The organism is Nocardia sp. NPDC051321 (assembly GCF_044455225.1).
Classification (GTDB): Bacteria; Actinomycetota; Actinomycetes; order Mycobacteriales; family Mycobacteriaceae; genus Nocardia.
On record NZ_JBITEM010000025.1, the window covers coordinates 47436 to 67393 of the forward strand.

At 66.9% G+C, this 19958-nt stretch carries 24 protein-coding genes; 8 read left to right on the forward strand and 16 right to left on the reverse strand.

The window, feature by feature from the left end; translation table 11 throughout:
* Window positions 1-10 precede the first annotated feature (10 nt).
* The 4 genes from ACIA8C_RS40835 to ACIA8C_RS40850 all read left to right on the forward strand — a co-directional run bounded on the left by ACIA8C_RS40835 (window position 11) and on the right by ACIA8C_RS40850 (window position 3453).
* Window positions 11-1417: a lipase family protein gene (locus ACIA8C_RS40835; protein WP_397144489.1), complete on the forward strand. Its 1407-nt coding sequence runs from the start codon at window positions 11-13 to the stop codon at window positions 1415-1417.
* Window positions 1418-1620: 203 nt separating this feature from the next.
* Window positions 1621-2496, forward strand: coding sequence for an oxidoreductase (locus tag ACIA8C_RS40840; protein ID WP_397144491.1), 876 nt, complete (start codon window positions 1621-1623; stop codon window positions 2494-2496).
* 181 nt (window positions 2497-2677) lie between these two features.
* Window positions 2678-3070, forward strand: a complete 393-nt coding sequence (locus tag ACIA8C_RS40845) for a transcriptional regulator (RefSeq protein WP_397144562.1) — start codon at window positions 2678-2680, stop codon at window positions 3068-3070.
* The gene (locus tag ACIA8C_RS40850) at window positions 3067-3453 is read left to right on the forward strand and encodes a DUF3817 domain-containing protein (RefSeq protein WP_397144493.1); all 387 of its coding nucleotides are present in this window, start codon (window positions 3067-3069) and stop codon (window positions 3451-3453) included. The genes ACIA8C_RS40845 and ACIA8C_RS40850 overlap by 4 nt, the downstream gene beginning before the upstream one ends.
* A gap of 12 nt (window positions 3454-3465) precedes the next feature.
* On the opposite strand, the gene rdgB is transcribed toward ACIA8C_RS40850, so the two are convergent.
* The 10 genes from rdgB to clpS all read right to left on the reverse strand — a co-directional run bounded on the left by rdgB (window position 3466) and on the right by clpS (window position 10439).
* Entirely contained in the window at window positions 3466-4077 is a 612-nt protein-coding gene (rdgB, locus tag ACIA8C_RS40855) for an RdgB/HAM1 family non-canonical purine NTP pyrophosphatase (protein ID WP_397144495.1), read from the reverse strand.
* 2 nt (window positions 4078-4079) lie between these two features.
* Window positions 4080-4850: a ribonuclease PH gene (gene rph, locus ACIA8C_RS40860; RefSeq protein WP_396997759.1), complete on the reverse strand. Its 771-nt coding sequence runs from the start codon at window positions 4848-4850 to the stop codon at window positions 4080-4082.
* Between the two features lie 48 nt (window positions 4851-4898).
* Window positions 4899-5663, reverse strand: a complete 765-nt coding sequence (locus tag ACIA8C_RS40865; RefSeq protein ID WP_397144497.1) for a cyclic nucleotide-degrading phosphodiesterase — start codon at window positions 5661-5663, stop codon at window positions 4899-4901.
* A 69-nt stretch (window positions 5664-5732) separates the two neighbouring features.
* Window positions 5733-6455: a rhomboid family protein gene (locus ACIA8C_RS40870; RefSeq protein WP_397144499.1), complete on the reverse strand. Its 723-nt coding sequence runs from the start codon at window positions 6453-6455 to the stop codon at window positions 5733-5735.
* A 100-nt stretch (window positions 6456-6555) separates the two neighbouring features.
* The gene (locus ACIA8C_RS40875; RefSeq protein ID WP_397144501.1) at window positions 6556-7518 is read right to left on the reverse strand and encodes a PLP-dependent cysteine synthase family protein; all 963 of its coding nucleotides are present in this window, start codon (window positions 7516-7518) and stop codon (window positions 6556-6558) included.
* Window positions 7519-7525: 7 nt separating this feature from the next.
* Complete coding sequence (locus ACIA8C_RS40880; protein ID WP_357390617.1) at window positions 7526-7798, reverse strand: MoaD/ThiS family protein; 273 nt, start codon at window positions 7796-7798, stop codon at window positions 7526-7528.
* 33 nt (window positions 7799-7831) lie between these two features.
* On the reverse strand, window positions 7832-8254 hold the full coding sequence (locus ACIA8C_RS40885) for a Mov34/MPN/PAD-1 family protein (protein WP_397144503.1): 423 nt from the start codon (window positions 8252-8254) through the stop codon (window positions 7832-7834).
* A 100-nt stretch (window positions 8255-8354) separates the two neighbouring features.
* Complete coding sequence (locus ACIA8C_RS40890; protein ID WP_397144505.1) at window positions 8355-9419, reverse strand: P1 family peptidase; 1065 nt, start codon at window positions 9417-9419, stop codon at window positions 8355-8357.
* Window positions 9420-9496: 77 nt separating this feature from the next.
* Window positions 9497-10066, reverse strand: a complete 570-nt coding sequence (locus tag ACIA8C_RS40895) for a DUF2017 domain-containing protein (RefSeq protein WP_397144507.1) — start codon at window positions 10064-10066, stop codon at window positions 9497-9499.
* Window positions 10067-10088: 22 nt separating this feature from the next.
* On the reverse strand, window positions 10089-10439 hold the full coding sequence (gene clpS, locus ACIA8C_RS40900) for an ATP-dependent Clp protease adapter ClpS (RefSeq protein ID WP_397144509.1): 351 nt from the start codon (window positions 10437-10439) through the stop codon (window positions 10089-10091).
* 149 nt (window positions 10440-10588) lie between these two features.
* On the opposite strand from clpS, the gene ACIA8C_RS40905 reads away from it, so the two are divergent.
* The 4 genes from ACIA8C_RS40905 (at window position 10589) to ACIA8C_RS40920 (ending at window position 15558) form a co-directional block, all read left to right on the forward strand.
* On the forward strand, window positions 10589-11935 hold the full coding sequence (locus ACIA8C_RS40905) for a nicotinate phosphoribosyltransferase (RefSeq protein ID WP_397144511.1): 1347 nt from the start codon (window positions 10589-10591) through the stop codon (window positions 11933-11935).
* Between the two features lie 85 nt (window positions 11936-12020).
* The gene (pncA, locus tag ACIA8C_RS40910; RefSeq protein ID WP_397144513.1) at window positions 12021-12587 is read left to right on the forward strand and encodes a pyrazinamidase PncA; all 567 of its coding nucleotides are present in this window, start codon (window positions 12021-12023) and stop codon (window positions 12585-12587) included.
* 55 nt (window positions 12588-12642) lie between these two features.
* Window positions 12643-14685 carry an ATP-dependent DNA helicase gene (locus ACIA8C_RS40915; RefSeq protein WP_397144515.1) on the forward strand — a complete coding sequence of 681 codons (2043 nt, stop codon included), beginning with the start codon at window positions 12643-12645 and terminating at the stop codon, window positions 14683-14685.
* A gap of 177 nt (window positions 14686-14862) precedes the next feature.
* Entirely contained in the window at window positions 14863-15558 is a 696-nt protein-coding gene (locus ACIA8C_RS40920) for a class I SAM-dependent methyltransferase (RefSeq protein WP_397144517.1), read from the forward strand.
* Here the strand turns inward: ACIA8C_RS40920 and ACIA8C_RS40925 are convergent, their stop codons facing one another.
* From ACIA8C_RS40925 to ACIA8C_RS40950, 6 genes are all read right to left on the reverse strand, one after another.
* Complete coding sequence (locus ACIA8C_RS40925) at window positions 15559-16326, reverse strand: ESX secretion-associated protein EspG (RefSeq protein ID WP_397144519.1); 768 nt, start codon at window positions 16324-16326, stop codon at window positions 15559-15561.
* Window positions 16323-17663 (reverse strand): hypothetical protein, encoded by a 1341-nt coding sequence (locus ACIA8C_RS40930; protein WP_397144521.1) that lies wholly within the window; start codon window positions 17661-17663, stop codon window positions 16323-16325. Before ACIA8C_RS40930 ends, ACIA8C_RS40925 begins: the two co-directional genes overlap by 4 nt.
* Window positions 17663-18064: a hypothetical protein gene (locus ACIA8C_RS40935; protein WP_397144523.1), complete on the reverse strand. Its 402-nt coding sequence runs from the start codon at window positions 18062-18064 to the stop codon at window positions 17663-17665. The genes ACIA8C_RS40930 and ACIA8C_RS40935 overlap by 1 nt, the downstream gene beginning before the upstream one ends.
* Window positions 18065-18155: 91 nt before the next feature.
* Window positions 18156-18737 carry a DUF3558 domain-containing protein gene (locus ACIA8C_RS40940; RefSeq protein ID WP_397144525.1) on the reverse strand — a complete coding sequence of 194 codons (582 nt, stop codon included), beginning with the start codon at window positions 18735-18737 and terminating at the stop codon, window positions 18156-18158.
* Window positions 18738-18872: 135 nt separating this feature from the next.
* Window positions 18873-19268 (reverse strand): RidA family protein, encoded by a 396-nt coding sequence (locus tag ACIA8C_RS40945; protein WP_397144527.1) that lies wholly within the window; start codon window positions 19266-19268, stop codon window positions 18873-18875.
* 81 nt (window positions 19269-19349) lie between these two features.
* On the reverse strand, window positions 19350-19889 hold the full coding sequence (locus ACIA8C_RS40950) for a DoxX family protein (protein WP_397144529.1): 540 nt from the start codon (window positions 19887-19889) through the stop codon (window positions 19350-19352).
* Window positions 19890-19958 lie beyond the last annotated feature (69 nt).

Consider the following 19958-nt stretch of genomic DNA (forward strand, 5'->3'; position numbering starts at 1 on the left):
AGGTTGATCTGTGGTTACCCCGCGCAAGCACGCATCGAAGCTGCTCGTCGCCCTCGCCGTGCTGGCGACCGGGCTGCCCTTCGCCCTCGTGGGGCAGGCGGTCGCCGAGCCGGGCACTCCCCCGGTTCAGCCCGCGCTGCCGTTCCCCATTCCGCCGATGCCGCCGGGCTTCGACCCGGCGTTCTATCGTCCGGCGCCGGAAACCTACGCGAATCTCGAACCGGGCCAGCTCATCGCGGCGCGGCAGGTGAATGTGGCGAACCTGTCGCTGATTCCGGTCAACGTCGATTCCTGGCAGCTGTCCTACCGATCGACCAATACCCGCGGCGAGCCGATCGCCGCGGTGGCCACCGTGCTGAAGCCGCGGGGCTACGTCGCCGATCGGCCGCTGTTCTCTTATCAGATCGCCGAGGACTCCACCGGTAACTACTGCATGCCGTCCTATCAGCTGCAGATGGGTTCCATCCCGGCAACGCTCACCGGCTCGGTGCTGGTCGCCGCCCAGTTCCTGGAGGTACAGGCGGCGCTCACGCAAGGGTGGGCCGTGGTCGTGCCCGATCACCAGGGTCCCGATTCCGCTTATGCCGCAGGACCTTTGGCCGGCCGGATCACCCTGGACGGCATCCGCGCCGCGGCGCGTTTCGATCCGATGCAGTTGTCCGGCACCAACACTCGGGTCGGCATGATGGGCTATTCCGGCGGTGCCATCGCCACCGGACATGCCGCCGAGCTGAAGCAGAGCTACGCACCGGAGCTCAATGTCGTCGGCGCCGCCGAGGGCGGCATCCCCGCCGATCTGTCCGCCGCACTGAAGATGGCCAACGGCAATCTCTCCGCCGGGCTCATCTTCGCGGGGGCGCTCGGCGTCTCGCGGGAATACCCGGAACTGCGAAACTTCCTCGACGCCAACATGAATGGTCTCGGCAAGCTAATGATGGCGGCCAAGGATCAGCTCTGCGCGAGCTATCAGTCCATCTTCTTCCCGTTCGCCGACAACATCGGGATGCTGGCCAAGAATCCGTTCACCGATCCCACGGTCGTCGCGGTGCTGGACAAGACCAAGATGGGCAAGGCCGTCCCGGACATGCCGATGTTCATGTTCCAGGCGAACCCGGACTGGCTGATCCCGGTCGGCCCGGTCAACGACCTGGTCGCCTATTACGCGCAGGATCCGAGCGCCCGCGTCGAGTACGTGCGCGATCACTTCAGCGAGCACCTGACGCTCGACCCGATCGGCGCGCCACGCGCCCTGCTGTGGCTGCGCGATCGGTTCGCGGGCAAACCCGTCGCATCCGGCGTCACCACCACCGATGTCGGCTCGATGATGCTCGATCCGGCGACCTGGCAGGTGTGGGAAGAGGTGGTCGGCACCACGCTTGCCGCGGCGTTCCAGCAACCAATCGGCAGTGGCCGCTGAATGAACTTCGCGTGCGAAAGATGTGATCCGTAGCGAGCGTCTGGCAGTCCGCGGAGTGCCCTGTTGTTATCTCTAACGACTGTGCTCTCTCGCGGCTGTGCTCTCGACCGACGAGTGACAGGAATCACCTCCGTCTGAGACACTCGTCATCGGACCGCGGGGAAACCCTTCCCCCAGAACTTACTCCAGAGTAAGGTTGACTCATGGCGTGGAAACCTTCTGAAATCCCGGATCAGACCGGACGCACTTTCGTGATCACCGGCGCGAACGGCGGGTTAGGTGCCGTGACCACCGAGGTCCTCGCGGCCCATGGCGCGACCGTCATCATGGCCTGTCGCAACGCGGCCAAGGCTCAGGCGGTCGCCGACAGCATCACCGGGGACGTCCGCGTCGCCGAGCTGGACCTGTCCGACCTGGCATCGGTCCGCAAGTTCGCGGACGAGCAGGCCGAATTCGACGTGCTGATCAACAACGCCGGACTGATGAACGTCCCGTTCTCGCGGACCAAGGACGGCTTCGAGACGCAGTGGGGTGTCGATCACCTCGCCCACTACGCGCTGACCGGCCTGCTGCTCGACCGCATCCGCGACCGGGTGGTGACGCTGGCCAGCATCGCGCACAAGCAGACTCCGAAGCTGTGGGTCGACGATCTCAACTACGAGACCCGTCGCTACCAGCGCAATCTCGCCTACGCGCAGGCCAAGCTGTCGAACCTGATGTTCGCCAGGGAACTACAGCGCAGGCTCGCCGAATCCGGTTCGGGCAAGCGGTCTTACGCGGTGCACCCCGGTGTCTCGGCCACCGACCTGTTCGCCAGGACCGAGACCCCGATCGACCGGATCATCAAGCCGTTCGTCGCGATCATCGGCCACCCGCCGAAGAAGGCCGCGCACTCCTCGCTGTTCGCCGCCACCATGCCCGACGCCGATCCCGAGGTCTATTGGGGTCCGCGCCGGTTCTTCCAGACCCAGGGCCCGGTGGAGTCGTCGCCGTCGAGCCGGCTGTCCAAGAACAAGGAACTGTGGAAGCGGCTCTGGGAGGAATCCGAGCGGCTGACCGGCGTGACCTACAAGTTCTGAGCCCGAGCGACCCGCCTGTTCGTCGCGGGCGGGTCGTTTCGCGCCAGGAGGCGGCGATCACCGCCGGATTCCGACCGTCGACCTGGTCCTACGCACCGTGTAGTAGACGGGTACCGTAGTAGCCGTGTCCGCTTCACCCCGCCGCTCGGCACACAATCGCCCGGCCCTCATCGCGCTGGTGATGGTCGCTGCGCTCGGCTGCTTGGGGCTGGCGTGGTGGCAGTGGGAGCGGTTCGAGTCGACGAGCGGCACCGGCCAGAACCTGGGATACGCGCTGCAATGGCCGTTGTTCGCGGCGTTCGCGGTGTTCGCCTACTTCCGGTTCGTCCGGCTCGAGCGCGAAGCCGAGGAAGACGAGCAGCCCACCGACAAGCCGCGCCGCGAGCCGAAAGCTGTTGCGCCGCGCGAGATTCCGGTCGGCCTGCTGCCGGAGCGGCCGAAAGCGGTGCGCGACGAAGACCCGGTACTCGCCGAATACAACAGGTATCTGGCCGCACTGCACGCCGAAGACATCGATCATCAGGTCCGCGAGGCGGGCCTTGGTGCCCGCGACACCGAGAGGAGCGCCGGTTGACCGCCAGCGAGAAGTCCACCGAGAGCACTGCGGCACCGGCCACCGAGAGCACCCCGGCCCGCCGCGGGGCGAGCACCGCCAAGATCAAGTCCGCGCTGCTGCGCTACCGCACGTTGGCCTGGATCACCGGCCTCTGGCTGCTGCTGCTCACCGGCGAGATGATCGCCAAATACGGCTTCCACGTACACACCCCCGGCTGGATCCCGGTTGTGCACGGTTGGGTGTACGTCGTCTACCTGCTGGTCACCGCCGACCTGGCGGTGAAGGTGCGCTGGCCGGTGCGGCGCACCGTCTTCACGTTGCTCGCGGGCACCATCCCGCTGCTGTCGTTCTTTTTCGAGCACGTGAACGCGAAGAAGGTCAAGGAAGATTTCGGCGTATAGCGGTGCGGCCGACTAGTTTTCGGCCAGCTCGGACAACGCCGGGAGCAGCTGGGTCAGCGCGCGGCCGCGGTGCGAGACAGCGTCCTTCTCGGCGGGCGTCAGCTGCGCGGCGGAGGTATCGCCGCCCTCGGGAATGAACAGCGGGTCGTAGCCGAAACCGCCGTCGCCCAGCGGTTTCCGGCCGACCGTGCCCGGCCATTCGCCGCGCACCACGATGGCCGGGCCGTCGGGCACCACCAGCGCGCAGGTCGAGACGAACCGTGCCCCGCGCCGCTCGTCCGGCACGTCGCCGAGCTGGGCGAGCAGCAGCGCGTTGTTGGCCGCGTCGTCGCCGTGCCGCCCCGCCCAGCGCGCAGAGAGCACGCCGGGCATCCCGTTGAGCGCGTCCACCTCGATGCCGGAATCGTCTGCGACACAAGCCAATCCGGTGGCGACGGCACCGTCGCGGGCCTTGGCGAGCGCGTTCTCCTCGAACGTCGCGCCGGTCTCCGGCGCCTCGTCGTAGGCGGGCACGTCGTCCAGCCCGACGATCTCGATTCCCGCGATGCCCGCCTCGGCGAGGATGCGCCGCAGTTCGTTCAGCTTCTTGGCATTGCGGCTGGCCACCAGCACCCGACGCGCCACCGCTACTTCTTCTTCGACTCGGACGGCTCGGGCAGCACGCCGGGATACGGCAGCGCCAAGGCCGCCTTCTGGATGGCGAAGATCTGCTCGCAGCCGACCAGCGCGGAATCGAGCATCTTGTCCAGCGTGGAGCGCGGGAAGGTGGCGCCCTCACCGGTGCCCTGGATCTCGACCAGGGTGCCGGTGTCGGTGGCGACCACGTTCATATCGACCTCGGCGCGCGAATCCTCTTCGTAGGGCAGGTCGAGACGCACCCGGCCGTCGACCACGCCGACGCTCACCGCGGCGATCGCGCACGAGATCGGCTGCGGGTCGGCCAGCACGCCCTTGGCGGCCAGGTAGGTGATCGCGTCGACCAGGGCGACATACGCGCCGGTGATGGCGGCGGTCCTGGTGCCGCCGTCGGCCTGCAGCACGTCGCAGTCGATCGCGATGGTGTTCTCGCCGATGGCGGCCAGGTCGATGCAGGCACGCAGCGATCGGCCGATCAGCCTGCTGATCTCCTGGGTGCGACCGCCGACCTTGCCCTTCACCGACTCGCGTCCGCTGCGGGTGTGCGTCGCGGCGGGCAGCATCGCGTATTCGGCGGTGACCCAACCCAGTCCGGAGTCGCGGCGCCACGGCGGCACGCCCTCGGTCACGCTCGCGGTGCACATCACCCGCGTCTGACCGAACTCGACCAGCACCGAACCGGCTGGATGCGTGGTGAATCCACGGGTGATTTTTACCTCGCGGAGTTCGTCGTCCGCCCTGCCATCGGCTCGTCTAGACACGCGCCACAGCCTAGGGGATGGCAGTCGACGTCAGCTGGGCAACCCGCCTCAGAGATCGAAGGTCTCGCCCGGCGCGACGGCGTGCACCGGCCCGGCAAACTGTGCCTTGGCCTCGGCGATGACATCTTCGCGCGAGGTCCACGGCGGAATATGGGTGAGCAGCAGTTCTTTCACGCCCGCCTGCGCGGCGATCTGGCCTGCCTCGGTGCCCGAAAGGTGAATGCCGGGCGGCCGATTCGCGGGATCGTGGGTCCACGACGCCTCGGCCATCAGAATGTCGGCGCCCTTGGCGAGCTCGTTGACCGAGTCGCACATCGCGGTGTCGCCGGTATAGACGAAGGTGCGTCCGGCGGCCGTGACGATGCGCAGGCCATAGGACTCCGGCGGGTGGAACATCCGGCGCGCCGACACGGTGTGGCCCGGCCCGAATTCGATCTCCTCGCCGACGGCCCACACCCGATGATCGATCACGTCGGACCAGTCGTCGCATTCGCCGCCGATCTCGGCCGAGGCGTTACCGATGCGCAACGGGCTGTCGGACGGACCGCGCACGATGGCCCGGCCGACCGGCGGGGTGGGATGGTAGCGCCGCCAGACCAGCAGGCCGGGCAGATCGAGGCAGTGGTCGGCATGCAGGTGGGTGAGGAAGATATCGACCTCACCGGGGTCGGCGTAGCGCTGCAGCGCGCCGAGTACGCCGGGCCCGAAGTCGATCACCACGGGCGTCATATCCGGCCCGGTCAGCAGATAGCCCGACGCTGGGGAGTCCGGGCCGGACACGCTGCCCGAGCACCCGAGGACGGTGAGGCGCATTCCCCCATGCTGCCACGACGAATCAGCACTCAAGAAACTATCCCCCACATTTCTCGAAGGGCCGCAGAATCACCGTGGCGACGCAATGAACCGGGCCTGATCCCCGCGACGATTTCGGCGTGCATCACCAGAGAGTACCCAGCCGGCCAGCAGTCCACCCACCGCCCCGAAAAGATGGCCCTGCCAAGAGATTCCATGCTGGCCGGGCAATACACCCCACAAAAGCGACCCGTAGACGGCCAAAACGACGAGCCCGAGCACGATCTGGCCGATGTTGCGGGTGAACCAGCCACGCGAGATCAGGAACGTCAACCAGCCGAACACCAGAACCGACGCGCCGAGGTGCACGCTGCCGGAGGCACCGGTCAGCCAGGTGCCGACGCCGGCGACGAGCCAGATGATCGCGGTCGCGGCCAGCCCGCGGCCGATGCCCGCGAGCAGCGCGAGGAAGCCGAGGACCAGGACGGGCAGGGTATTGCCGATCAGGTGCGGCCAGCCCGCGTGCAGGACCGGGGCGAACAGGATGCCCGAGAGCCCGTCGGCCGCCCTGGGGTGGATACCCGCGTTGTCGAGTTGGTTGTGGTCGAGCATGTCGACGCCCTCGATGCCGTACAGCAGCGCGACGAATCCGGCGATGAGCACTCCGGCGCGCAGCCACAGTTGTTTGACGGCGGCGAGGTTGTTCGACTTCACCGGCGCGTCGGCCGACGCACCCGGCTTACCCAACTGGGCGCGGATCGCCGCGATCCGATCGGGGTCGAATGACGAACCGATTCCCGAACCGCCGGTCATCGCAGCCTCCTCGTCGAGCAGGAGTAACGACGGTTCGCCCATGCACGCGCGAGCCGTCCTCCCGCTATTTCGAGGGTACCGGCGTGCACAAGTGCGAGCGCTAGGCCCAGAGCTGGCCGTCGAGTCGTTCCTCGGCCTCTTCCAGGGTGCCGTCGTACGCGCCGGTCGACAGGTACTTCCAGCCGCCGTCGGCGACCACGAACGCGATGTCGGCGCTCTTGCCCGCCTTCGCCACCTTGCGGGCGACGCCGAGCGCGGCGTGCAGGATCGCGCCGGTCGAAATGCCCGCGAAGATGCCCTCTTCGGAGACCAGTTCGCGGGTGCGCTTGACCGCGTCGAACGGACCGACCGAGAACCGGGTGGTCAGCACGGACTCGTCGTACAGCTCGGGGATGAAGCCCTCATCGATATTGCGCAGGCCGTAAACCAGCTCGCCGTAGCGCGGTTCGGCCGCCACGATCTCGATGTTCGGCACCTTCTCGCGCAGAAATCGTCCGGTGCCCATGAGCGTTCCGGTGGTGCCGAGGCCCGCGACGAAATGGGTGATCTCCGGCAGATCGGCCAGGATCTCCGGGCCGGTGGTTTCGTAATGCGCCAGCGCGTTCGCGGGGTTGCCGTACTGGTACAGCATCACCCAGTCCGGATTCTCCGCCGCGATCTGCTTGGCCCGCGCCACCGCTTGATTGGAGCCGCCCACGGCCGGGGAATCGATGATCTTGGCGCCGAACATGGTCAGCAGCTGACGCCGCTCCACCGAGGTGTTCTCCGGCATCACGCAGACCAGCCGGTAGCCCTTGAGCTTGGCGGCCATGGCCAGCGAGATACCGGTGTTGCCGCTGGTGGGTTCCAGGATGGTGCAGCCCGGCGTGAGCAGGCCGTCGGTCTCGGCCTGCTCGATCATCCGCAGCGCAGGACGGTCCTTGATGGAACCGGTCGGGTTGCGATCCTCCAGCTTGGCCCACAGCCGCACATGGTTCTCGCCGTCCCACTGCGGGGACAGCGTGCGCAGGCCGACCAGCGGGGTGTCGCCGAGGGTCGCGATCAGCGATTCATAGCGCGCCACGGGTGGATCAGCCGCCGGCGACGGCGGGCAGGATGGTCACGCTCGCGTCGGCGGGCACCTCGGCCGCGAGGCCGCCGGAGAACCGCACGTCCTCGTCGTCGACGTAGATATTGACGTAGCGGTTCAGCTTGCCGTCCTTGAGCAGGCGCTCGGCCAGCCCGGGGTGGTTCGCGTCGAGGTCATCGATCAGCGCGCTCAGCGTGGCACCCTGCGCCTGCACGCGCTTCTCCCCTCCGGTGAGGCCACGCATGATGGTCGGGATGGACACGGTTACCGGCATGAGAACTCCTCGGTTTCACGAACAAACATCGGTTCAGGCGGTTTCGTACGCGTCGACGATGTGCACCGGTTCCTCGGTGACCTCGCCGTCGACGATCCGGTAGCTGCGCAGCTCGTGCTGCTCCGGGTCGCGGGTGGAGATCAGCACGTAGTGCGCGAACGGCTCGGACGCGTAGGACACATCGGTACGGCTCGGATAAGCCTCGGTGGCGGTGTGCGAGTGGTAGATCACCACGGGTGTCTCGTCGGCGTCGTCCATCGCGCGCCAGACTTTGAGCTGCTCACCGGAATCGAAACGATAAAAGGTGGGCGAGCGCTCGGCATTGACCATGGCCACGAAGCGCTCCGGACGATCGGACTCTTCCGGCCCGGCGATGATGCCGCACGCCTCGTCGGGGTGGTCGGCGCGCGCGTGCGCCACCATTGCCGCCACGAGGTCGGCCCTGATCACCAGCACGAGTCAAACCCTTCCGCAATGCCGACCTATCGCAGTCGACAACGAGCCAGAATATTCGGCTATTCCCCGAGTGCGTCGGCTGGTCCCGAATTCTCCGTGTCTAACCGGGAAATAAGTCTCGATATGCAGGGACTTCCCCGACGGAGGTGGCTGAAAGAATCGCATCGACAATCGCGCGTTCCACGCAGAGCGCCGCGGCGGTACCGAGCAGATCGACCATCAGGATGTCCGGCGGGAACGCTGGTGGCAGCTCGAAGCCTGCGGCAGGCGGCTGCCAGGTGCCGGTCGACAGGGCGAAGAACGCGTCACCGTCGAACGGTCCGTGCGCCGGCCGGATCGCGCGGGCGAGTCCGTCGTGGGCGGTCATCGCCAGCCGCTGACAGCCGATCGGGTCCAGCGGCGCGTCCGTGGCCACCACGCCGATGGTGGTATTGAGTCGCATGCTTTTCGACGGCAGCGCGTTCGCCCGCGCCAGCTGTGCCGCGGTCGGGGGTCGCAGGCCGAAGTGCTCCGGCCCGTCGGTGCCTACGCCCCAGGGCAATCCGGTGCGCGGGTCGAAGACCGAGCCCGCCGCGTTCGCGACGACCAGCGCGGACACCGTTGCCCCGGCCGCAAGCCCGTCGCCGAGCACCACGCTCGCGGTGCCGACGCCACCCTTGATCGAACCGGCTCGCGCACCAACACCGCCACCGACCACGCCGCGCGCGAAGTCGAGCGACGCGGCGGCCGCGGCCTGATAGCCGAACTCGGCGGTGGGCCGAATGTCCCACGCGCCCAACGGAAGGTCGTAGATCACCGCGCCCGGCACGATCGGCACCACCCGGCTCGGATTAGCCGGATCCATCGGGATGCCTTCGCTGTGTTCCTCGAGCCAGCGCATGACACCGTCGGCCGCCGCGAGGCCGTAGGCGCTGCCGCCGGTGAGCACGATCGCGTTGGCCTGGCGCATGGTGCGGGCCAGATCGAGCACATCGGTTTCCCGGGTACCCGGCCCGCCGCCGCGCACATCGACGGCGGCGGTCGCGCCGCCCGGCGCGTAGACGACGGTGGTGCCCGTCGCCGCGCCGGAGCCGAGCGCCGCGTCCGGGTCGAGCGCGTGATGATGTCCGACGAGCAGGCCGGATACATCGGTGAGCGAATTACGTTGCCCGGCTTGCACCTGCACGGTTGCTCCTGCCTCTCGGTCGCGGCGCGATTCGATCCGCCCGTTCTGTTCTACCTGTCGCGACCGGGTTCGTGGTGTCAGGGAGCCAGGGCCTGCAGGAGGGAGTCCTGCATCCAGGTGAGCCAGTGATAGACGTCGAGGTGCGGTGCGCGCGGATCGTCCGAGCCCAAATGGTCGGGAGTGTCGGCGTCGATGCCGAGCACCGTGCCCAAGGCCAGCCGCACGTCGGTGAGCGCGGTGAGCCAGGCGTCGGCCTGCTCGGGGGTCAGCACGATTTTGCCGCCGGAGGTGGGCACGGTGTTCAGGATGACGCTGCCCGCGGCCAGCTTGGCGTCGATGATCTCCGGCTCGTGCAGCCCGCGCAGCGCGCTGTTCAGATCGGCGCGGTCGGCGTCGGGAGAACCAGGTTCGCTGCGATGGAAATCGGGCAGCAGCCGGCGCAGTCTTGGATCGTCGGGGGCGACGGTATTTCCGGTGCGCAGCCCGGTCAGCGCGGCCAGGTCGTCTTCGGGCGCGGCATCGGCTCTTTCGGTGAGCAACCCGGAGACCGCACCGACCAGCGAGCGCAGCACGTTGGCCTCACGTGCGTCCATTTCGGATCGCAGTTTGAGACCACTCAGCGAGTTCTTCCTGCTCCACTTCCGCACGGCGTCAGGGTAGTCGTCTTGGTCAGTCGTCCCGCTGCATGGTCGCCCACAGTCCCGCCGCGTGCAGCCGCTGGACGTCATGTTCCATTTTGTCCCGCGAACCCGACGAGACCACGGCTTTGCCCTCGTTGTGCACGCACAGCATCAGCTCGTTCGCCTTCGCTTTGCTGTAGCCGAACAGCTTCTGGAAGATGTAGGCGACGTAGTGCATGAGGTTGACCGGGTCGTCCCAGACCACAGTGACCCATGGGCGATCTTCTGCCTCCAAGATCTCGGTGTATTCGACCGCCTCGGGGGTCGCCTGTGCCGCTGACAGTGTCGCGTCCACGGCGTCCACCACGACGCCGCCACGGACTATGTTGCACAAGGCCATAACGTCAAGGGTACGACTCGACTCCGAATGAGCAACACCCCACTGAGCCCCGATTCGAGCATTTCCCACCTCGCTGAGCGGGTGGACCTTATGATGCCCGGTCCGGGTAACACGCGCTATAAACGACCGGTCTGTCTACAGTTGGCTGCGTGGACATCCGCGACGGCTTCACCAGCACCGCACTGCTGACGGACCAGTACGAACTGACCATGCTCGCCGCCGCGCTGGCCGACGAGTCCGCGCATCGCCGCTGCACCTTCGAGGTGTTCGCGCGCCGCCTGCCACACGGACGTCGCTACGGCGTGGTCGCGGGCACCGGGCGGCTGCTCGACGCGCTGGAGCGTTTCCAATTCGGTGAGCCGGAGCTGGCAGTGATCGCACACTTCCTGCCCGCGAAGACGGTGGATTGGCTGCGCGACTATCGATTCACCGGCGACATCGACGGCTATGCCGAAGGCGAGTTGTATTTCCCCGGCTCCCCCATTCTTTCGGTGCGCGGCACCTTCGCCGAATGTGTGGTGCTGGAGACGCTGGCCCTGTCGATCCTCAATCACGACAGTGCGATCGCCTCGGCCGCCGCGCGGATGGTCAGTGCCTCCGGCGGGCGCCGGATGATCGAGATGGGGTCGCGGCGTACCCACGAGCTCGCCGCGCCGGACAGTTCGCGGGCCGCGTATCTGGCTGGTTTCGACGCAACCTCGAATTTGGAGGCGGTGCGTCGCTATGGCGTGCCGGGCGCGGGCACCAGCGCGCATGCGTTCACGCTGTTGCACGCGGGGTCGGCAGTCGGCGAGGTGGGCAAGCACAGCGGTTCGGACGGCGAGCACGAGGCGGCCGCGTTCCGCAGTCAGGTCGCGGCGCTCGGCATCGGCACCACGCTGCTGGTGGACACTTACGACATCACCCGGGGCGTGGCGACCGCGATCGAGGTGGCGGGCCCGGAGCTGGGCGGGGTGCGGATCGATTCCGGCGATCTCGGGGTGCTGGCCAGGCAGGTGCGCGATCAGTTGGACGGGCTCGGCGCGACCAAGACGCGCATCGTGGTGTCCGGTGATCTCGACGAATACGCCATCGCCGCATTGCGGGCCGAGCCGGTCGATGTGTACGGCGTCGGCACCTCGCTGGTGACCGGGTCCGGCGCGCCCACCGCTGGCATGGTCTACAAGCTGGTCGAGGTCGAGGGGGTGCCGGTCGCCAAGCGCAGCAGTCACAAAGAGTCGCGCGGCGGAACCAAGAAGGCGATCCGGCTGTCCCGGCCGACCGGGACGATCGTCGAGGAGATCGTCTATCCGGCGGCCGGGCCAACGCCCGAGGCGAACGGGTTCGAGGCGCGGGAACTGCTCGTCCCGCTGGTGCGCGACGGCAAGCTCGTCGAGGACCTGCCGACGCTGCCGGACAGTCGGGATCATGTGGCGCGCGGGCTGATCAGCCTGCCGTGGGAGGGATTGAAACTGTCCGCCGGTGAGCCCGCCGTGCCGACCACGTTCGTGAGTTGAGCTCCTCGGCACCTTCCTCTGTGTCGAGGTCGGGCCGAGCGGCACAATGCATTACGGGTACTCAGTTCAACCGCGGGAGGTCATCATGACCCGAGCCTTGATCATCGTCGACGTCCAGAACGATTTCTGCGAGGGCGGGTCGCTCGCCGTCACCGGCGGCGCCGCGGTCGCGTCCCGCATCAGCGACCATCTCGCGGCTGCGGACTACGCCGCGGTCGTCGCGACCCGCGACTATCACATCGATCCCGGCGATCACTTCTCCACGCATCCCGATTACGTCGACTCTTGGCCGCCGCACTGCCGCGTCGGGACCCCGGGCGCGGACTTCCATCCGAATTTGGATACCGCGTCCGTCCAGGAGGTCTTCTCCAAGGGCGCGTATTCGGCCGCCTACTCCGGTTTCGAGGGCACCGCCGAGGACGGCACCACCCTGGCCGACTGGCTGCGCGGCCACGGCATCGAGGCGGTCGACGTGGTCGGCATCGCCACCGACCACTGCGTCCGGGCCACCGCGCTGGACGCCAGGATCGAGGGCTTCGACACCCGCGTGCTGCTCGACCTGACCGCCGGGGTCGCCCCCGACACCACCGACAACGCGCTGGACCGGATGCGCGCCGCGGGCGTCGACCTCGAAGGAAGCGTTTCCGGGTAGGCCGATCGGCACAACGCCCGCATCCGGTGTCGGTATCGGGCAGTAGGCTGCTCGCGTGCCCGAACTCCCCGCCGTCCCCGACCTTTTGGCCACTGCCGTGCAGGCGCTCGGCGGGAAAGAGCGCGACGGGCAGGTGACGATGGCGAGCGCGGTGGACCACGCGATCGACACCAAGGAGCACCTAGCGGTGCAGGCAGGCACCGGCACCGGCAAGTCGCTGGCCTACCTGGTGCCAAGCCTGCGGCACGCGGTGCGGACCGGGCGCACGGTGGTGGTGTCGACCGCGACGATCGCGCTGCAGCGCCAGCTCGTCGATCGCGACCTACCGCGGCTGTCCGAGGCGCTGAGCAAGCCGCTCGGGCGCGCGGCCAAGTTCGCGATCCTCAAGGGCCGCAACAACTATTTGTGCCTGAACAAGATCAATAGTGTGCTTCCGGAAGAGCCGGAGGCCGAGCTGTTCGACGCGTTCGCCATCTCCCGGCTCGGCCGCGAGGTGCAGCGGCTCAACGAGTGGGTCTCCGACACCGAGACCGGCGATCGGGACGAGATCGTGCCCGGCGTCACCGACCGCGCCTGGAAACAGGTGAGCGTGTCCTCGCGCGAATGCCTCGGCAAGTCGCGCTGCCCGTTCGGTCAGGACTGCTTCGCCGAAAAGGCACGGGCCGAATCCGCGCAGGCCGACGTGGTGGTGACCAACCACGCGCTGCTGGCGATCGACGCGATCAGCGGCATCCAGGTGCTGCCCGAGCACGACGTGGTCGTCATCGACGAGGCACACGAGCTGGTCGACCGGGTCACCGGCGTGGCCACCGCCGACCTGGCCTCGTCCGCGATCAGCGCGGCCGCGCGCCGCTGCGCCAAGCTCATCGACGAAAAAGAGGTGGACCGCCTGGAGAGCGCCGCCGAGGCCTGGCACGACGTGCTCGACGACCTGCCCGCCGCCCGCTGGGAGCGGCTGCCCGACGGCGTCGCACCGGTGCTCGCGCTGGTCCGCGACGCCGCGTGGAACGCCCGCACCGCACTCGCGCCGCAGGGCGGCACCACCCAGCAGGGTGACGTGGAGACCGCCGCCGCGCGCACCCAGGCGCTGGCCGCGATCGACGAGATCCACGACAGCGCGGTGCGCGCGCTCACCGCGTTCGACGAACCAGATCCGGCGAAACGGCACGATGTCATCTGGCTGTCCGCCGAGGAGATGCGCGGCGTGGCCCGGCGCTCGTTGCGGATGGCGCCGCTGTCGGTGGGCGGACTGTTGCGCAGCAGGCTGTTCGGCACCGCGACCGTGATACTCACCTCGGCCACGCTGCAGATCGGCGGCTCGTTCGACGGGCTCGCGATCACCTGGGGGCTGCCCGCGCAATCGTCGAACCAGATCGATCCCGGCATGGCCAACGGCGCCAAGGCGCCCAGCGATGCCGACAACGTGCGCTGGAGTTCGCTCGATGTCGGCTCGCCGTTCGACCACGCCAAGTCCGGCATCCTCTATGTCGCCAAGCATCTGCCCGCGCCGGGCCGCGACGGCCTGGCACCCGCCTACCTGGACGAGATCGAGAAGCTCATCAAGGCCGCGGGCGGTCGTACGCTCGGGCTGTTCTCCTCGATGCGCGCGGCCAAGGCGGCGACCGAGGCGTTGCGCGAGCGACTGGACACGCCCGTGCTGTGCCAGGGTGACGATGCCACCGGCGCGCTGGTCCGCAAGTTCGCCGACGATCCGGAGACCTCGCTGTTCGGCACGCTGTCGCTGTGGCAGGGCGTCGACGTGCCAGGCCCGTCGCTGAGCCTGGTGATCCTGGACCGAATCCCCTTCCCCCGCCCCGACGATCCGCTGCTCACCGCGCGGCAGCGCGCGGTCGAATCGCGTGGCGGCAACGGGTTCATGGCGATCGCGGCCAACCACGCCGCGCTGCTGCTCGCGCAGGGCACCGGCCGATTGCTGCGCAGCGTCGACGACCGCGGCGTCGTCGCGATCCTCGACTCCCGGCTGGCCACCGCCCGCTACGGCGGATACCTGCGCGCCTCGCTGCCGCCGTACTGGGAGACGTCCAACCCCGAGGTCGTCGTGAAAGCGCTGAAACGACTCACCGAAAACGCGGTGTGAAACAGCGCACATTAGCGCGCGCATGCTTCCGAACAGAAGTAAATTAAGGGTGGTACTTCGGTGAACCCCAATTCCCTCACCGAATGTATCGGCGGTCCCCGCGCCAAGCCCTGCACGCGGCGCGGGGACACCACAAATTCCCCCGCGCGCCAGGTCCGTGCATGAGACCGTTTCCAGATGAAGCACCCTGCCGACAGCGATGTCCTCGGCGAATTTCTGGTCAGCGCAAGATCATTGGCCGAGTATCGCGCAATATTCTCCCTCTCCGACGCCGATCTGCACGGCCGAATTCTCGACTGCCCCGGCGGCGCAGCGAGTTTCACGGCCGAGGCGAGCGCACTCGGCGCCCACGTCACCGCCGCCGATCCGATCTACGCCCGCCCACCCGATGACCTGCGCGCTCTCGCGCCGCGCGAGACCGAACGCGGAAGCGACTGGGCCACCGCGCATTCGGAAAGGTACCGGTGGGACTGGTATGGCGGCCCGCGTCGGTACCGCGAGATGCGCCACGCCGCCGCCCGCCGATTCGGCGCCGACCTGATCGCCAACCCCGCTCGCTACGTCGCCGCCGAACTGCCGTCGCTGCCCTTCCCCGACGACAGCTTCGACCTGGCCCTCAGCTCCCACCTGCTGTTCACCTACGCCGACCGGCTGACCGCGGAATTCCACCTCGCGGCCCTGCTGGAACTGGCCCGAGTCTGCGCGGGCGAGGTCCGCGCCTATCCCCTGGTCGACCACGTGGGTAACCACCAAGACGACCTGGTCGCCCATCTCCGAAAAGAACTCGAAGACAAAGGAATTCGCACCGGCCTCCGGGAGATCAGCTACGAATTCCATCACGGGGCGAATACCGTGCTCGTCTTACGCCCCTGATCACCAGCTGTGCGCCACCGCGCGGTAGGTGGTGTCGATCAGCGTGTGCAGCTGTCGCTGGATCTCCTCGACCGGGCCCGGCGTCAGCGTGAACTCGTCGTCGCCGTGATTGTGCAGCAGGTACCGGCCGTCGGCGGGCAGATAATCCATCCAGTGGAAACCACGTCCGTCGGTGGTCGGCCTGCTGTCGATCGCGCCGCCCGCGAAGACGCCGACCTCGCCGAGCCCGGAGCGCGGGCGGCGGACGATGCGGTTGAGTTGCTCGGTGTGCGAAAGGCGCGTCGGATGCTTGGCGTATTCGACCCGGTTCACGTCCGAGCGGCGGCCGCTGATCGTCGGATATTTGCCGCCGCCACATTTCGGCAATTGCGCGGCGATCTGTCCGGGTAAAGCCTGCGGCGGGCAGCGGGTGAGCAGGATATCGCGGCCGTATTCCTGTGTCGGACCGGGCAATTGGACCGCCATGGTCGCGACGCGGCCGGTCATCCCCGCATGCACGCGCACCACCTGCTGGAAATCACGGCCGAAGAAACCGTGCACCTCGACCCGAACTTGCGGTTCCAGCAACACATTCAGCGCGTTGAACAAATCAGGAGACGCGAAACTCGACAACTGTTTCGCGGCATCAGCGCGCAGACGCTGATAGTCCTCGTAGGCTTCGACGCCCTCGATGGTGTAGCGCAACGGATAGGGCAGGCGGTCACGGCCGAGTGCCTCCAGCGCCAACTCGAACATCAAACCGTCCAGGCGCCAGCGGGATTCGCTCATCCGCCGATGACCCCGCCCGGCGGTAAGGCGGGCGGCTGAGTGCCGAGCAGCTCCGAACCACGATCGTAGATGAGATAGTCCGGGGTTTTGTGCTCGCCGTCCTCATCGCCCTTGCCGCGTCCGGCGCCGGCGCCACCCATACCCGGGGAACCCGACGCGCCCGGCTTGCCGGATGCGGCGGCGCGGGCCGCGGCGGCGGCCGGAGCAGAGGGAGTTGCCGACTTGCCGGGGATGCTCTTGCCAGGGGCCGGGGTGGAGCTCGGGGTGCCCGGGGTGCGCGACGGCGAACCGGGGAACGTCGAGGTCGGCGTGTTCGAAGGGGTGGACGTTGGCGTCGGCGTCGTCGGCGTCTTCGATTTCATCGGATCGTCGGTGGTGGTCGTGTTCGCCGGGGTGGTCGAGGCCGGTGTGGTGTTGGCCGACTTCTTGTCCGTGGTGTCAGTCTGATCCGTGCTCGCGGGCTGCGTGGACTGCGGGTTGGCGCTGTCCTGCTTCGTCGAGTCGTCCGGAGACTTCTGGTCCGTGGGGTTCGGCGAGCCTGTCGGGTTGTTGCTGTTGGGGCTACCGGGGTGATTCGAACCCGGGTTGTTGTTCGGGACGCCGGGGTTGTTCTTGTCGACCGAACTGGTCGGCTCGGGGAGGATCGGCGTGATCTTGTCGACGTCATTGACGCCTGGACGGTAGTACTCCGTCATCACGTACCGCGCCTCGCTCTCCGCCTCCTGCGCGCGGTGCGTAGGGCCTTTGAGGACGTTCTGCAACGGCAGCGCATCGAGGAACTTGTCGCCGAGGGTGTAGCTATCCGGTTTGCCAACGCTGGATTTCGCCTGCGCCAGGTGCCCCTGGGTCAGATCCAGACCGTGCCCGACCATCTGGAATGTGGCAGCCAGTTTCGAGAACGACGTCGAGAACTCACGGGTCGCATCGATCGCACTACTACCGGATTTACCGTTCCAGTGTTGCGTAATGTCTTGCTCGACACCCTTTTTGAATTCATCAACCGCGTTATGTGCATCAGCGGACAGATTCCGCCAACCATCGGCCTTGGCGTTGATCTCCCCCTCTTGTACGCCTTCGAGTGCGTTGTAAATCGCCTGATGCGACATGGTCTCGAAGGGATCTTGCACCTTGATCGCAGGCGCGTCGAACGTTCCGCTGCCGTACTCCGACAACAAGTTCGACCACTCGTTGTTGACGTAGGTGCGGTCCTGATCCCACTTGGCCTTCTCATCGGTGGCCCGCTGCTGGTCATCGTGCTTGTTCTTGTCGGCCTCGCGCGAGGAGCCGGTGATACTCCCCGCGCCGATCGCGACCATCCAGTCATTGAACGATGGCATCAGGAATCTCCCATGTTCAATCCGGCGAGCTTGTCTGCGGCAGCCTGATCAGACGCGGTTATCTTGCCGATGGCCAGCTCGTAGGTGTCCTTCATGAGGGTGACAATGTCGATGCTCTGCTTGAGTCGTTTGACCGCCGAGTCGTCCCCGTTGTTGGCCTTCTGCGCGAACTTGCCCTGTAGTGCTTTCGCCGAATCCAACCCGCCGAATCCAGACAGAAACGCCAGCCTCGTCGCATTGGTGACCATGATGTCGAGTTTGCCGCGCATCTGCTCAGCGTGCGCTGCCAAGGCAGTACCGATATCGGTGTCCATCCGAAGCTCGCCGCCTTCGGCCTGCTTCTTCAATGTCTGCCAGCGCGTCAGCATCGCCTGCATATCGCCTTGTTCAGTCTCCGACATCGTCCCTCCTCTACGTCAATCCGTCCTCTGTCCCTGCCGTCGCGCCCGGGAACTCTGCCGCCAACCCGGCCAGTGCACGAAGCTCGGCCAGTTATTTCGGCAGGTAAGACTCGAGCTGGGATGCATGGCGGGCGGTGAGGTCACACGGCGGGGCCTGAGGAAGCGAGGCGCGCTGGCTGTAGTTCCAGCCAACGCTCACCACGAACATCCCTTGAGCAGACGGCATGCTCACATAGCACCCGAGCTTGTCTTCGTCGTTCTTGTCCTGATACATCAGGCCGGATCGCGGACCAACCTTGACGTCGCGAAATCCCGTGACGGTGTCATTCTTTCGGGTTTCATCCAGAGTGTGGGTGCTAGCGCCGATGGTCACCGAATACGGGCCGTCGGTCGCACTCCACGTGCACATTCGCCACGTCACCGGACCTGATGGCGCATCTGTCACGACACTTTTCGTGGCGGGATCCACCTGTGTCGCACGCAACGCTTCATCTGATAAATCCGTACAAGGGTTGTACTGCACCGTGGGCTCACCGTTGGTCGGCTTCCCACTAACCTCCGTCGTCGGATTCCCATCCTTCGATGGCGAGCACCCCGCGACCAGCCCGACCACCGCCATCCCGGCCAGCACCGTCCGCGCTACGAACTTCGGCGACACTATGGCGGTTCGCATATCTCTCCTGACTTCGGACCAGACATCCCGACACAGGATAAGACGCACGTGATCTCCCCCTGGTTCCCTCCAAACTAGAGCAATCCAATTGGATCGTTCCAGTCCGGGCGCCGAACACCTCGAGGGCCGATCAGATCAGCCGCGCACCGCTACCGCGTCCACCTCGAACAACATCCCGGGCAACGCGAGCGAGGCGACGCCGTTCAACGTCTGCACCGGCGGACGTGTACCCCAGATCTCCGCGATCTTCTTACCTAGGATCGTGAGCTTGTCGAGGTTGTGGTCAACGATGAAGGTGCGCAGTTGCGCGACGTCCGCGTAGTCCAAACCCACTGAGCGCAAAGCGATTCCGAGGTTGGTGAAGGCGTTGCTCACCTGGACGGCGAAGTCCGTACTGGTGGTATGCCCCTCCGCGTCCGAGTCGTACTGCCCCGCGATGAGCACCAGCTCACCGCTGACCCGCGCGACATGGCTGTATCCGAACCCCGTGGGATCGTGCAGTTCCGCGGGATTGCTGATCTCGATGCCCATCATCGTCTCCTTGTTTGCCGACTCTTCCGCTCAACAAGGAGACGACGACGCAGCGTCCTCGACTGTGACACGTCGAGTAGGTCAGAGGACCCATTTGAAGACGAGGGTGACCACCGCGGCGACCACGCCGAGCACGACCATCGCCGCGCCGACCACGAATCCTTGTCGCTGCCACGGCCGCCCGTGGTCCAGCGAGAACCGGCCCGCGCCGGTGAAGGCGAAACCGGTGCCGACGACAGCGAACAGCAGCGGGGTCTCCCAGCCGTTCTGGCCGAACAGGCCGGGCCCCCACGTCGCGTTGATCGCGTTGATCATCGTGCCGAGCACGATGGCACCGGCGAGTGGTGTGAACAGACCGATCGCGAGGAGCACGCCGCCGGTGATTTCGCTCAGGCCGGCCAGGGTGCCGAAGAACTTGCCGGGGTTGTAGCCCATGAAGTCGAAGCCCTGAGCATTGGCATCCCAGCCTGGCCCCCAGAACCAACCGAACAGTTTCTGGGTGCCATGCACCGCAAGTAATGCGCCGAAGACGACGCGGATGATCAAAAGTCCGATATCGGCGGAAACGCCGTCGAGTTCAGTGTTGGTGGTGGCGCGATCGAGTACAGATTTTGTAGCCATGTGATCCTCGTCCCTGCAAGTCAGATTCCAAACAGCTGGTCATAGCCTCGGCGATAAAGCGGACTGCGG